At 71.4% G+C, this 13022-nt stretch carries 9 protein-coding genes; 3 read left to right on the forward strand and 6 right to left on the reverse strand.

The genetic code is table 11. The annotated features are described in order from the left end of the window. Positions 1–104: 104 nt before the first annotated feature. From STRTU_RS18020 to STRTU_RS18040, 5 genes are all read right to left on the reverse strand, one after another. On the reverse strand, positions 105–1070 hold the full coding sequence (locus tag STRTU_RS18020; protein ID WP_159744581.1) for an NlpC/P60 family protein: 966 nt from the start codon (positions 1068–1070) through the stop codon (positions 105–107). 352 nt (positions 1071–1422) lie between these two features. Continuing rightward, the gene (locus tag STRTU_RS18025) at positions 1423–2241 is read right to left on the reverse strand and encodes a DUF4232 domain-containing protein (RefSeq protein WP_159744582.1); all 819 of its coding nucleotides are present in this window, start codon (positions 2239–2241) and stop codon (positions 1423–1425) included. Positions 2242–2409: 168 nt separating this feature from the next. After that, on the reverse strand, positions 2410–4449 hold the full coding sequence (locus tag STRTU_RS18030; protein WP_159744583.1) for an AfsR/SARP family transcriptional regulator: 2040 nt from the start codon (positions 4447–4449) through the stop codon (positions 2410–2412). Between the two features lies 1 nt (position 4450). Further along, a complete protein-coding gene (locus STRTU_RS18035; protein WP_159744584.1) occupies positions 4451–5746 on the reverse strand; it encodes a M18 family aminopeptidase in 1296 nt (431 codons plus the stop codon). 304 nt (positions 5747–6050) lie between these two features. Continuing rightward, positions 6051–7877 carry an acyl-CoA dehydrogenase gene (locus tag STRTU_RS18040; protein WP_159744585.1) on the reverse strand — a complete coding sequence of 609 codons (1827 nt, stop codon included), beginning with the start codon at positions 7875–7877 and terminating at the stop codon, positions 6051–6053. 164 nt (positions 7878–8041) lie between these two features. Between STRTU_RS18040 and STRTU_RS18045 the strand changes: the two genes are divergently transcribed. From STRTU_RS18045 to STRTU_RS18055, 3 genes are all read left to right on the forward strand, one after another. Further along, positions 8042–8518: an SseB family protein gene (locus STRTU_RS18045; protein ID WP_046927143.1), complete on the forward strand. Its 477-nt coding sequence runs from the start codon at positions 8042–8044 to the stop codon at positions 8516–8518. Between the two features lie 206 nt (positions 8519–8724). After that, the gene (locus STRTU_RS18050; RefSeq protein ID WP_159744586.1) at positions 8725–9681 is read left to right on the forward strand and encodes a pirin family protein; all 957 of its coding nucleotides are present in this window, start codon (positions 8725–8727) and stop codon (positions 9679–9681) included. Positions 9682–9778: 97 nt separating this feature from the next. Continuing rightward, complete coding sequence (locus tag STRTU_RS18055) at positions 9779–10915, forward strand: AI-2E family transporter (RefSeq protein WP_159744587.1); 1137 nt, start codon at positions 9779–9781, stop codon at positions 10913–10915. Here the strand turns inward: STRTU_RS18055 and STRTU_RS18060 are convergent. Then, positions 10855–13008: an ATP-binding SpoIIE family protein phosphatase gene (locus STRTU_RS18060; protein ID WP_159744588.1), complete on the reverse strand. Its 2154-nt coding sequence runs from the start codon at positions 13006–13008 to the stop codon at positions 10855–10857. The two genes, STRTU_RS18055 and STRTU_RS18060, sit on opposite strands and share 61 nt — an antisense overlap. Positions 13009–13022: the final 14 nt, after the last annotated feature.

A 13022-nucleotide genomic window follows, 5' to 3' on the forward strand; every position in this document is an offset into this window, starting at 1 on the left:
ATCCGGATCACGCCCGGATCAGATGGTGGCGTTTCACGTGAAACAGCGTGAGGTCCTTCGGCGGCGCTCGGCCCACGGCGCCCGGCCCTCGGGCCATCTCTGGCTCAGTCGCCGAACTTCACCGGACGGTAGGGCTTGAACTCGGCATCGCCGCCGGGCAGGCCGTAGGTCAGCGTCCGGTGGTCGGTGCCGTGGTCGCCGCGCTGCTCATAGGCGGTGTACGAGGAGTGGGCGTCGTTGTTCCACTTCTCGAAGATCACCACATGCCGGGTGTTGTTGTCGCCGGAGGCATCGATGAGCAGGTCACCGGGCTTGAGTTCGCCGAGCGCGACGGGCCGGGTGATCCCCCGGTCGGTGGCCAGTCCCACGGTGTTGGTGCCGGGCGTCGGCAGCCCGAGCGCCATCGACACATAGCCCGAGCAGTCCTGGCGGTAGCCGTCCTTCCAGACCTTGGCCTGGCTGTACGGGACCTGGCCGCCGTTGTTGGCGGTCAGCCAGGTGGCGGCGCGCTGCAGCATCTCCTCGCGCGACCCGCCGGGCTGCGGTTGCGGCTGCCCACCGCCGCCCTGGACCGGTACGCCCGGCAGCCGGTCCTGCGGAATGTCCACCGCGACCACGCTGAGGAAACCGCTGACCGGCCCGGTGAGGTGCGCCATGAACGTTGAGCAGGAGCTGCCCTCGCACACCTTGCGGCCGGTGTCGACCTGGTAGTCGGCGGTGATCCGGTCCTGGCCCGGCGCCGTCTTGTTGATCATTCCGACGGCGGGGGAGCCGGTGTCGGCGGTGGCGTGCACCGCCCAGCGGGTCCCCCAGGTGGGGAAGTCAGCAGCGGCGGCCGGTGGCACGGAGCCAGTCGCGGAGTGCTCACTGGTGGTCGTCGCGCCGCCCACCCCACTGCCGTGGGCCGGCCCCGCGAACCCGGCGACGCCGATACCGGCCGCGGCCAGTGCGGACAGCACCCTGCGCCACACGGTCCTGCGGAACGGGGCCTGCTGAGGACGTGTCATGGGGGCGGTCGGGTCCACGGGGGTTGTGGTGTCCGCCGGGTGCGTGCTGCGCTGCTCGTGCATGCCGATTCCCCTCCGTACGAGGCCGGTTGGCCTATCGGTGAGCCGCCGGACGGTCTGCTCACGGCGACGGAGACCATCGTGTGGCGGGGCACCGGGGCGGCCTGGAGGTTCCTCGTCCCGTGGGACATCCCGATCGCGCGCACGGCTGGGACCTGCGAAGAAGCCCGAAGCCCGGGACAGCGCGGGCCGCCGTCCGGGACATGACGGGACGGCGGACAGACAGCGGACAGTCAGCGGACAGGCAAAAGGGCGCCCGCTGGGGGATGCGGGCGCCCTCGTTCAAGGGGCCAGGGACTGTCTTCACAGTCCCGTCAGCCTGCGGCCGGTGTCTGACGGCCTGGCGGGCAGCGGTTCACCACGTCGTCGCGGCACTCGCGTCCGACTGCCAGTACGTCACCCATGCGCTGTCGTCGACGTACACCGAGCCGCCGGGGAGTGCCACCGTCGCCGAGCCGCCGATGCTGCCCTTGCCGTCGCGGCCGGGGAGGCTGACGGACAGCGACCGCATGGTCCGGCCGTTCCCGCCGGAACCGTCGGCGGACGAGGTCTGCACAGCGGCGTAGCCGGACTCACCGGGGGCGAGGGTGACCACGGCCTGCGGCTTGCTGGCCGACAGCTCCGGGAGGGGGCTCTGCGCCTCGTCGAACCGCAGATAAGGGGCGAGGTGGAGGTCGCAGGTGGCGCCGGAGGTGTTGGTGGCTTCCAGCAGCAGATGGTTGACCGGCCGCTTCAGTTGCTGGGCGACGATCCGGATCTTCGCGGCGTCGCAGGCGGTGTGCCGGACGCCGCTGGCGCTGCCGCCCTTGCCCACCTTGCCGGTGCCCGCTCGGGTGCCGCTCGTGCCGGTCTGCGCGCCGGGGCCGCCGACCTCGGCGGACGCCTGCTCCGTCCGGCCGCGTTCGTGCCGGACACCGACCTGGAGGCTGCCGTCGCCCTTCGCCGCCTGGTCCTGGGGAGCCTGCGGCGCCGGGTTGTACGGCTTGGCGGCGCCGGTCTGCAGCGGATTGTCCTGGCCGCAGGCGGTGAGGGAGAGCGCCGCGACGGCGGTCAGCCCGGCCGCGGCGATCCGCAGCGCACGGCGGCGGACCGCACGGGACGGACGCGTGACGCCGGTGGCGGTACCGGCGCCGGTCTCGACGACGGTCTCGGAGCGGTGGTGGCTGCGCGACATTCCGGTCTCCCCCGGTCAGTGGTCCGTACCGCGTCGGCGGTACGTCCTGCGGTCCGGCCCCGTGGCCGTCCTGCGTTCTGACCCTCACCTTGCCGTTCGCCGCTGGCGTGCCACTAACGTGCGCCTAACGTCCCCTCGCGGGGGCAGCAACGGGCTCCGCCGCGCCCGTCACTCCCCCTTGCTCCCGTCGCCGCCCTCCCCGCGCTCGTCCCGCGCGAACAACTGCGTCAGCGTGCTGATCGTGTAGACATCGGTGGCCTCCTCGTCCACCAGATGCATCTCCGCGAGCCGGTCCAGACCGTCCTGGGTGCGCTCCGGGTCGTATCCGGCGAGTGCCGCCGCCAGCGCGGTGTTGAGATGCCCGTCCGCGCTGGTCGCCAGTGCGCTGAGCAACTGGGCGTCGTCGGCCGACAGCCGGGCGACGGACATCCGCAGGGCCGCCGCGATCCCGGTGTCCTCCGCGGACAGCAGCGCCAGCCGCCGCCGTTCGTCGCGCAGCGCCGCGGCCAGCCGGGCCAGCCGCCAGCGCGGCCGGGCGGTCAGCTGGGCGGCGGCGGCCCGCAGCGCCAGCGGCAGCCCGTCGCACAGATCGACCAGTTCGCGGGCGGCCGCCGGGTCCTCGGCGACCCGCTCCGGGCCGAGCATGGCACCGAGCAGCGCCGCGCCTTCCTCGTGGCCGAGCGTCTGGAGGCCGACCGGCCGGGCGCAGTCGGTGGCGACCAGCCCGTCGAGGCGGCTGCGGCTGGTGACGACCGTGGCGCAGTGCGGGCCGCCGGGCAGCAGCGGCCGGACCTGCGCCGAGCTGCGCGCATTGTCCAGGACGACCAGCAGCCGGCGCTCCGCGACCAGCGACCGGAACAGCGCGGACGCGGCCTGGGCCGACGTGGGCACCCGCTCCGGCGGAGTGCCGAGCGCGAGCAGGAAGTCGCGCAGGATCTCGGCCGGCGGTGCCTCGTCGCCCTCGCCGAAGCCCCGCAGATCGGCGAAGAGCTGGCCGTCGGGGAAGGATCCGGCGTGCTGATGCGCCCACTGGACGGCGCAGGCGGTCTTGCCGACGCCGGCCGGTCCCGCCACCACCGCCAGCGGACTCTCGCCGGTCGTACGGTCCGCCAGGACGGCCGTCAGTGCGCCGAGTTCTTCCTCCCGACCCAGGAAGCGGGCCGGGGGACGGGGCAGCAACCGTGGTGCCGCACCGGCCCGCGCCGAACCGGACCCGGCACGGGCGCCGTCCGCCGCGCCCGCCCGCGCCCGGTCGCCGCCTGGCGCGTCGCCACCGCGGGCGTCCGCGGCACCGGTGCCGTCCGGTACGGGTCCCTGTCCGGTGGCCGCAACGGGTCGCGGCCCATGGCCCGCCGCCGAGGAACGGCCTCCTTCCGGAGCCGCGCCGCGACCGTGCCCGGCGGCGGCGCCACCGGAAGCGGCGCCGGTCCGCGCCCCGCCCGTCGGCTTCGCCCGGCCCCCGTCGGCCGCCTCCGCGCGCAGAATCTCCTCGTAGGCGCCGCGCAGCCGCTCGCCGGGATCGACGCCCAGCTCCTCGTTGAGCAGACGGCGGGTGCGGTGGAACCACTCCAGCGCATCGGACTGCCGCCCCGTACGGAACAGCGCCCGCATCAGCCCGGCGATCAGGCCCTCGCGCAGGGGGTGGTTGACGGCCGCGGAGTAGAGGATGGCCGCGGCCTGCTCATGCTCGCCGAGCGTGCCGTGCGCCCGGCCCAGTGCCTCCACGGCCGTCAGCCGCCGCTCCTCCAGCGCATGGGCGGCGGCGGCGAACGGCGGGCTGGTGACCGTGCCGGTCAGTGCGGGCCCGCGCCACAGACCGAGCGCCTCGCGCAGGAGTGGTACGGCATCGGCCGGTGCCGCCTCGGGGCGCGCCAGCGCCACCAGCTCACCAAAACGGTGAGCGTCGATCAGCTCCTCCGGCAGCCGCAGGAGATAGGCCGAGCCATGCGTGGTCAGCTCGATGCCGTACGCCTCCGCACCGCCCTCGGCGAGGGTGGCGCGCAGCCGTGAGACGTGCCCCTGGACGACCGTACGGGCGTGTTCGGGTGGCTCGTCCTCCCACAGGGAGTCGATCAGCTGCTCCAGTGGGACGGTGGTATTGGGCTGCAGCAACAGCAGCGCCAGGACACTGCGCCGTTTGGCGGGCCCGAGCGACAGCTCCGTGGAGCCGGTCGTCACGGCGATCGGGCCGAGCAGTGAGAACTCCAACTCAGCCCTCCAGGAAGGCCGTCAGGGCGTTCGCCAGCAGATACGGGTCCTCGGCGCCGCACAGCTCACGCGCCGAGTGCATGGACAGGATGGCCACGCCGATGTCGACCGTCGAGATGCCGTGCCGGGCCGCGGTGATCGGCCCGATGGTGGTCCCGCACGGCATCGAGTTGTTGGACACAAAGCTCTGCCACGGCACGTTGGCCCGCTCGCAGGCCGCCGAGAAGACGGCCCGTCCGCTGCCGTCGGTGGCATAGCGCTGGTTGACGTTGACCTTGAGGATCGGTCCTCCGTTGGGCATCGGGTGGTGGCCGGGGTCGTGCCGCTCGCCGTAGTTGGGGTGCACGGCGTGTCCGGTGTCGGACGACAGACAGAGGGTGCCGGCGAAGGCCCGCGCGCGGTCCTCGTACGAGCCGCCGCGGGCGAAGACCGAGCGCTCCAGGACCGTGCCGAGCAGCGGGCCGTCCGCGCCGGTGTCGGACTGGCTGCCGTTCTCCTCGTGGTCGAATGCGGCCAGCACCGGAATGCTGGTCAGGGCGCTGCCGGTGGCCGCCGCGGCGGTGAGCGCGGCCGTACCGGCGTGTACGGACAGCAGGTTGTCCATCCGCGGACCGGCGACCAGCTCGCGGTCGCGGCCCAGATAGGCGGGTGGTTCGATGCTGTGGACCATCAGATCCCAGCCCTTGATGTCACCGGCCGGGACCCCGGTCTCCTCGGCGACGAAGGAGATCAGATCGCCCTCGGCGACCTCGCCCAGGCCCCAGATCGGCGTCATATGGCGCTGCTTGTCCAGCTTCAGCCCCTCGGTGTTCACCGAGCGGTCGAGGTGTACGGCCAGCTGTGGCACCCGCAGCAGCGCGCGGTCGACATGGACGAGCCGGTGGCTGCCGTCCGCCAGCGTCACCCGCCCGCTCAGCCCGAGATCACGGTCGAGCCAGGTGTTGAGCAGGGTGCCGCCGTAGACCTCGACGGCGATCTGCCGCCAGCCGCGGGCGCCGGTGTCCGGAATCGGTTTGACTCGCAGATTGGGAGAGTCGGTGTGAGCCCCGACAATTCGGTACGGAGTGGCCGCGTGTGCGCCCTCGGGTACGTACCAGGCGACTATCGCGCCGCCGCGCAGGACGTACTTCCCGCCGCTCTCGCCGTCCCAGGCGTCGACCTCGGCGACCTGCCGGAAACCGGCCTTTTCCAGCCGCTCCGCCGCATTTGCCACCGCGTGGTAGGGCGACGGACTGGCGGCGAGATAGGACATCAGGTCGTCGGTGTGGCCGCGATCGAAGCGGGCGGAGTTGGTCATGGATTCAGCATAAGGAGCCGGACCCCGCATTCCCCGTGCGCATGCCCCGCGACTGCGTACCCTTCCGGCCAGGATTTTCGCGTTCCGGACCGGGAAGCATTGCGGAGCGGTTGATTCCGGCTTTTCCGGGCCGAGGCACCGGCATAAGGGGGCGCGCCCGCGACGTCCTGCCACCCATCCCACCTTCTTCCGCACATGACGGAGCCCGTCTCTCCGGGGGAAGAGAGACGGGCCCCGCCAGTATGAACGGTCAATCTGAGAGACCTCTAAGAGAAACGCCGCAGCCGGGCCGCGGAATCCGCTCTCAGAACGCGGCCTCGTCGAGCTCCATCAGCGACTGGTCGACGCTCTCGGCCAGCCCGCGCTCGACGGAGACGCCCGGCAGGACGTGGTGCGCGAAGAACTTCGCCGCGGCGATCTTGCCGGTGTAGAAGGGCTTGTCCTTCGTCGAGGCACCGGCCAGCTTCTCGGCGGCCACGGCCGCACCCTTGAGCAGGAGGTAGCCGATGACGACATCGCCGGAGGCCATCAGCACGCGGGTAGTGTTCAGGCCGACCTTGTAGATGGACTTGACGTCCTTCTCGGTCGCGGCGAGGTCGGTCAGCATGGTGCCGACGATCGCTTCCAGGTCGGCGGCCGCCGTGGCGAGCTCGCCACGGGCCTGCGCCAGCTCTTCGCCGCCGGTGTTGTCGGCGAGGAACTTCTTGATCTCCTCGGAGAGGGCGGTGAGCGCCTGGCCCTGGTCACGGACGATCTTCCGGAAGAAGAAGTCCTGGCCCTGGATCGCGGTGGTGCCCTCGTAGAGGGTGTCGATCTTGGCGTCCCGGATGTACTGCTCGATCGGGTATTCCTGCAGGTAGCCGGAGCCGCCGAAGGTCTGCAGCGACTGGGCCAGCTGCTCGTAGGACTTCTCCGAGCCGTAGCCCTTGACGATCGGCAGCAGCAGGTCGTTGAGACGGATCGCGGCGCTCGCGTCCTCGCCCGCGGCCTCCTTGATGATGATCTCGTCCTGGACCGTGGCGGTGTAGAGCACCAGGGCGCGCATGCCCTCGGCGTACGCCTTCTGCGTCATCAGGGACCGGCGCACATCGGGGTGGTGGGTGATCGTGACGCGCGGCGCGGTCTTGTCCGTGAAGGCCGCCAGGTCCGGGCCCTGCACGCGCTCCTTGGCGTACTCCAGCGCGTTGAGGTAGCCGGTGGAGAGGGTGGCGATGGCCTTCGTGCCGACCATCATCCGGGCGAACTCGATGATCTTGAACATCTGGCGGATGCCGTCGTGCTTCTCGCCGAGCAGCCAGCCCTTGGCCGGGTGGTTGGCGCCGAACGTCATCTCGCAGGTGTTGGACGCCTTGAGGCCCATCTTGTGCTCGACGTTGGTGGCGTAGGCGCCGTTGCGCTCGCCCAGCTCGCCGGTCTCCCAGTCGAAGTCGTACTTCGGCACGATGAACAGCGACAGGCCCTTGGTGCCCGGACCGGCGCCCTCGGGGCGGGCCAGGACGAAGTGCACGATGTTCTCGGACATGTCGTGCTCACCGGAGGTGATGAAGCGCTTGACGCCCTCGATGTGCCAGGAGCCGTCCGCCTGCTGCACGGCCTTGGTGCGGCCGGCGCCGACATCCGAACCGGCGTCCGGCTCGGTGAGCACCATCGTGGAGCCCCACTGCTTGTCCACCATCAGCTGGGCTATGCGGTGCTGCTCCTCGGTGCCCTCCTCCTGGAGGACGCCGGCGAAGGCGGGGCCGGACGCGTACATCCACACGGCCGGGTTGGCGCCCAGGATTGTCTCGGCGAAGCCCCAGAGCAGGGAGCGCGGCGCGGTGGTGCCGCCGATCTCCTCCGGGATACCCAGACGCCACCACTCGGCGTCCATGTACGCCTGGTAGCTCTTCTTGAAGGTGTCAGGAATCGGCGCGGTGTTGGTGTCCGGGTCGAAGACCGGGGGGTTCCGGTCGGCGTCGGCGAAGGACTCCGCCAGCTCGTTCTCGGACAGCCGGGCGATCTCGGACAGGACGCTCTTGGCGGTGTCGACATCCATCTCCGCGAACGGTCCGGTGCCGTACACGCTGTCCCGGCCGAGCACCTCGAAGAGGTTGAACTCGATGTCGCGGAGATTCGACTTGTAGTGCCCCATGGATACGGCTCCGTAAGGGTTCGGGAGGGAGGACCTCAAACGCAATTACCAGCAAGTAGCAAGTGCCTACGATGATGCTACCCACCGGTAATAAGAATCAACCCCTACCGCCCATCTGTGACGAGCGTCCCCCGGCGAATCGCCGACTCAGTACGCTGTGGCCCATGTACGGCTATGACCAGAACGCGGGTGCCGGGCAGCAGCAGTACGGAGCGCCGCCGCCCCCGCCGCAGCAACCGGCCCCCGGGGGTTACGGCGAGCAGCCGCTGTATCCCGAGCCGTCCCCGCCCTCCCTCGCCGACGCGGTGCGCGCCTTCACCACCGGCTCGATGTCGGCCGAGGACTTCCAGGGCATCTTCTCCACGTCCAAGATCTACTGCCCGCGCGGTGACAACCCCGGCTTCCTGGCGCTGCACAACACCCAGCAGCCGGTGATCCCGATGTTCACCTCGCTCAAGGAGCTGCGGCGGTACGCGGGCAAGGAGTCCAAGTACTTCGTGATCACCGGCGCCGAGGTGCTCGACCTGCTGCCGACCGGCTATGGCTTCGTCCTCGACATGGAGGGCGACCACCGGATGGTCTTCGACGCGAAGGCCGTGGAGCAGATGGTCGACTTCGCGATGCGGCGGATGTACGGCTAGCCGTCCCGGTGTGCAGCGGGCGGACGGCCGCTGCCGAGGCTGAGTCGAGGGCCGGTCCCCTGGAGGGGGCCGGCCCTCGTTGTGTCGAGGCGCGCACTCGGGGTCCCGGGTCCCCTTTGACCTGGGTGAATGTGGGTGGGAATACCGTGGGCCTTGCGGGTTGTTCACCATTCAACTAAGTTGAGGCAACGACCGAGGAGGCCGCCATGCCCGCTGTGACCGTAGAGAATCCGCTGACCCTGCCGCGTGTGGCGGCGCCCGTCGCGGCGCACGCCCGTCCCGTGCTGGCCGTTGCCACCGCTCCGAGCGGATTCGAGGGCGAGGGCTTCCCGGTGCGCCGTGCGTTCGCCGGGATCGACTACAAGCACCTCGACCCGTTCATCATGATGGACCAGATGGGCGAGGTGGAGTACGAAGCCGGGGAGGCGAAGGGGACTCCCTGGCATCCGCACCGTGGCTTCGAGACCGTGACCTATCTGATCGACGGCACCTTTGTGCACCGTGACTCGCACGGCGGCGGTGGCGTGATCAACGACGGTGACACCCAGTGGATGACGGCCGGTTCGGGGCTGCTGCACATCGAGGCGCCGCCGGAGTCGCTGGTCATGTCCGGTGGGCTCTTCCACGGCCTCCAGCTGTGGGTGAACCTGCCGAAGAGCGACAAGATGATGGCCCCGCGTTACCAGGACATCGGCGGCGGCAACGTCAAGCTGCTGACCTCGGGCGACGGGGGCGCGCTGCTGCGGCTGATCGCCGGTGACCTCGACGGCCACCAGGGGCCGGGCATCACGCACACGCCGATCACGATGATGCATGTGACGGTGAACCCGGGCGCCGAGGTGACTCTGCCCTGGCGCAAGGACTTCAACGCCCTTGCCTATGCGCTGGCCGGACGCGGCACGGCCGGTGCGGAGGGCCGCCCCTTCCGCATGGGGCAGACCGTCGTGTTCGGAGGCGCGGGAGACTCGATCACCATCCGGGCGGACGAGTCCCAGGAGTCGCGCAGCCCGAACTTCGAGGTGGTGCTGCTGGGCGGGCTGCCGATCCGCGAGCCGATGATGCATTACGGCCCGTTCGTGATGAACACCCACGCCGAACTGGCCCAGGCCTTCGAGGACTTCCAGGCCGGGCGGCTCGGGACGATCCCCGCCGACGAGCACTGACGCCCTATCGGCAGCCGGGCGGCGTTTCACGTGAAACGCCGCCCCCGACCCGTTGCCGGGGCCCGTCCCGGACCTGCGGCCGTGGTGGACTGTCCGGGTGCGAAACGACTCGGACGAGAACCCGCGCGGCGCCGGGGGCGAACGGCCGCGGCCCGCCGGCCCGTTGCTGCCCATCGAGGCCCGCCGTGCCGCGGCCTGGTGCCTGGTGGCGTTGCTGATCGCGGCCGTGCTGGCCGTCGGGGTATGGCTGTGCGTCGAACTGAGCGCGGCCGTGGTGCCCGTACTGCTGGCGCTGCTCGGCAGCGGGCTGCTCGGGCCGCTCTACCGGCGGCTGGTGGCGATGAAGCTCAACCGTTCACTGGCGGCCGGACTGACCTGTGCGGTCCTCGTGGTGGTGGTCGGCGGCGCCGGATACATCGTCGTCAGTGCGCTGGTCGACACCGGTGACCAGATCCTCGCCTCGCTCAGGAACGCCGCCCGGGACCTGTCCCAGCACTTCGGGGCGGCCGGTACCTCGCTCAATGACCTCGCTGCCAAGTCCAAGGACCTGGTCGCCAAGTTCGGGAGCACCGCGGCCTCCGGGCTGCTGGCCGGTGTCAGCGTCGTAGGGCAGTTCCTCGCCGCTTCGGTCCTCGCCCTGCTGCTGACCTTCTTCTTCCTGCGGGACTCCGACAAGGCCGTACGCGCCCTGCGGGACTGGGCGCCCGGCAGCTCCGCACCGCAGCTGGAGCGGATGGCCCGCCGCGGCTTCCAGAGCATCGAGGGCTTTATGCGCGGCACCACCTTCATCGCGCTGATCGACGCCATCTGCATCACCGTCGGACTGCTGATCCTTCAGGTGCCGGGCGCGGTCGGCCTGGGCGCACTGGTCTTCGTCGGTGCCTATATCCCCTACCTCGGCGCCTTCATCTCCGGCGCGGTGGCGATCCTGGTGGCGCTGGCCGACCGCGGCTTCGTGATCGCGCTGTGGGCGCTGGGCGTCGTTCTCGCCGTGCAGGTGCTGGAGGGGCATGTCCTCCAGCCGATGATCCAGAGCCGTACGGTCCAGATGCATCCGGCGACCGTGATGCTGGCGATCACCGCGGGCGCCAGCCTCGCCGGCATCCTCGGCATGCTGCTGTCCGTCCCGCTGACCGCCGCGCTGACCGGTGTGCTGCACGAGCTACGGATGCACTACGCCGCGGGCTCGGACTCCGACGACAGCGGACCCGCCGCCTCCGCCGCCTCCTCGTAGAGCTCGAACCAGGTCGACTTGCCGTCGCCGCGCGGATCCACGCCCCACGCCCCGGCCAGCAGCTCCAGCAGCATCAGACCGCGCCCCGAGGACGCCAGTTCGCCGGGAGAGCGGCGGTGCGGCAGCTCATCGCTGCTGTCGGCGACATCGACGCGGATCCGCCGGGCGCCCCGCTCACCGGTGATCTCGGCGACCAGCACGGCATCCCCGTCGGTGTGCAGCAGAACATTGGTGACCATCTCGGAGACCATCAGCACCGCCGAGTCCACCTGGTCCGGGTCGGCCCAGTCGTGCAGCACCTCCCGCACCTGGCGGCGCGCCTCGGCGATCCGCTCCGGCTCGGCCTGCGCGATGGAGAGCACGGTGCGCCGGACGGGCCGCGGGGCCGGCAGACCGCCGGCGCCGACCGCACAGGCGGCGGCGTCGCGGCGCAGTAGCAGTACGGCGATATCGTCCTCGCGGCGGTCCACCAGCGGCCCGGTGGTGTGGTGCGACGGCGGCCCGTGCACGGCCTGGACCAGCGCATCGGCGAGCCGCTCCAGACTCTCGCCGTCCTCGCCGCCCTCCCACTCCTCAAGGACCCCGCGCAGCCGCGCCCAGCCGGTCTCCAGATCGTGGCCGCCGGTCTCGATCAGCCCGTCGGTGCACACCATCATGGTCTCGCCGGGCTCCAGGACGAGCCGGGTGGTGGGGTAGTCGGTGTCCGGGACGATGCCCAGCGGCAGCCCGCCCGCGGTGGGCCGGACCAGCGTCGTGCCGTCGCTCATCCGGATCGCCGGATCGGGGTGGCCGGCCCGCGCGATGTCCAGCAGCCCCGTCGCCGGATCCACCTCGATGTAGAGGCAGGTCGCGAAGCGCTGGTCCTCGCCGTGGCCGCGGAGCTCGGTCTCATTGATCCCGGCCAGGAAGCGGGAGGCGCGGGAGAGCACCGCATCGGGGTGATGGCCCTCGGACGCATAGGCCCGCAGCGCGATCCGCAGCTGCCCCATCAGGCCCGCGGCCCGTACGTCGTGCCCCTGGACATCCCCGATGACCAGCGCGATCCGGCCGGACGGCAGCGGGATCATGTCGTACCAGTCGCCGCCGACCTCCAGACCGCCGCCGGTCGGGACGTAGCGGGCCGCGACCGTCATCCCCGGGATGTCCGGCTGCACCGTCGGCATCATGCTGCGCTGCAGCCCCAGTGCCAGCTCCTGCTGCTCCTCCTGCATCCCGGCCCTGGCCAGCGCCTGGGCCAGCATCCGGGCGACGGTGCTCAGCACCGAGCGCTCATCGGGGGTGAACGCCACCGGCTGGGCGAACGCCGCCATCCAGGCGCCGATCGTCCGGCCCGCGTTCACCAGCGGCAGGAACGCCCAGGACGTCCGGTGGAAGCGGGCGGCCGGTGGCCAGGTGGCGGGGTAGCGGCGGCGGTAGTCCTCCGGGGTCGGAAGGTAGCTGGCCCGGCCGGTGCGGACGACCTCGGCGGCCGGGTGTTCGGCCGTCAGCGCCAGGCCGCCGAACGGCCGCTCATCGCCGGACGGGTGGCCGTGCCGGCCGATGACCGACAGCCGGTCGCCCTCGATGGCGAAGACCGCCAGCCCGTCGGGCATGAACCCCGGCATCGACAGTCCGGCCGCGACCCGCAGCACTTCGGCGGTGGACCGTGCCTCGGCCAGCGCCCGGCCCGCGTCCAGCAGAAACGCCTCCCGGGAGCGCCGCCAGTCGCCGGTGATCGGGGTGTGCGCGGCAGAGGTACCCGGCTGCGGCTCGGGCACCTCCTGCAGGGTGCCGACCAGCTCGAAGCCGCCGTCGCCGATCCGGGGGCGGGAGCGGGTGCGGACGGTGCGCTGCACCCGCCCTTGCTCGTCCACGATGCGCAGCCGGGCCTCGGCGAGCGTCTGCTCGGCCACCGCGAGCTGCACGATGCCGTTGACCTCGGCGAAGTCGACGGGATGGAAACGGGAGCGCACCGCGGCCTGGGTCAGTTCCACCGGTGTGGCGGGCAGCCCGAGCAGCCGGGCCGCTTCGGCGTCGAGGGTCACCCGATCCGATGCGTGGTCCCAGCGCCACAGGCCCGTCGCGATGGCGGCCAGGAGATCCTCGGTGCGCATTGCCTCACTTTAGG

Source organism: Streptomyces tubercidicus, assembly GCF_027497495.1.
In the GTDB taxonomy this organism is placed as follows: Bacteria; Actinomycetota; Actinomycetes; order Streptomycetales; family Streptomycetaceae; genus Streptomyces; species Streptomyces tubercidicus.

Coding starts and splice junctions, on each gene's coding strand:
- STRTU_RS18020 (WP_159744581.1), bottom strand. CDS start 1,070: ATGCACGAGCAGCGCAGCACGCACCCGGCGGACACCACAACCCCCGTG.
- STRTU_RS18025 (WP_159744582.1), bottom strand. CDS start 2,241: ATGTCGCGCAGCCACCACCGCTCCGAGACCGTCGTCGAGACCGGCGCC.
- STRTU_RS18035 (WP_159744584.1), bottom strand. CDS start 5,746: ATGACCAACTCCGCCCGCTTCGATCGCGGCCACACCGACGACCTGATG.
- STRTU_RS18040 (WP_159744585.1), bottom strand. CDS start 7,877: ATGGGGCACTACAAGTCGAATCTCCGCGACATCGAGTTCAACCTCTTC.
- STRTU_RS18045 (WP_046927143.1), top strand. CDS start 8,042: ATGTACGGCTATGACCAGAACGCGGGTGCCGGGCAGCAGCAGTACGGA.
- STRTU_RS18050 (WP_159744586.1), top strand. CDS start 8,725: ATGCCCGCTGTGACCGTAGAGAATCCGCTGACCCTGCCGCGTGTGGCG.
- STRTU_RS18060 (WP_159744588.1), bottom strand. CDS start 13,008: ATGCGCACCGAGGATCTCCTGGCCGCCATCGCGACGGGCCTGTGGCGC.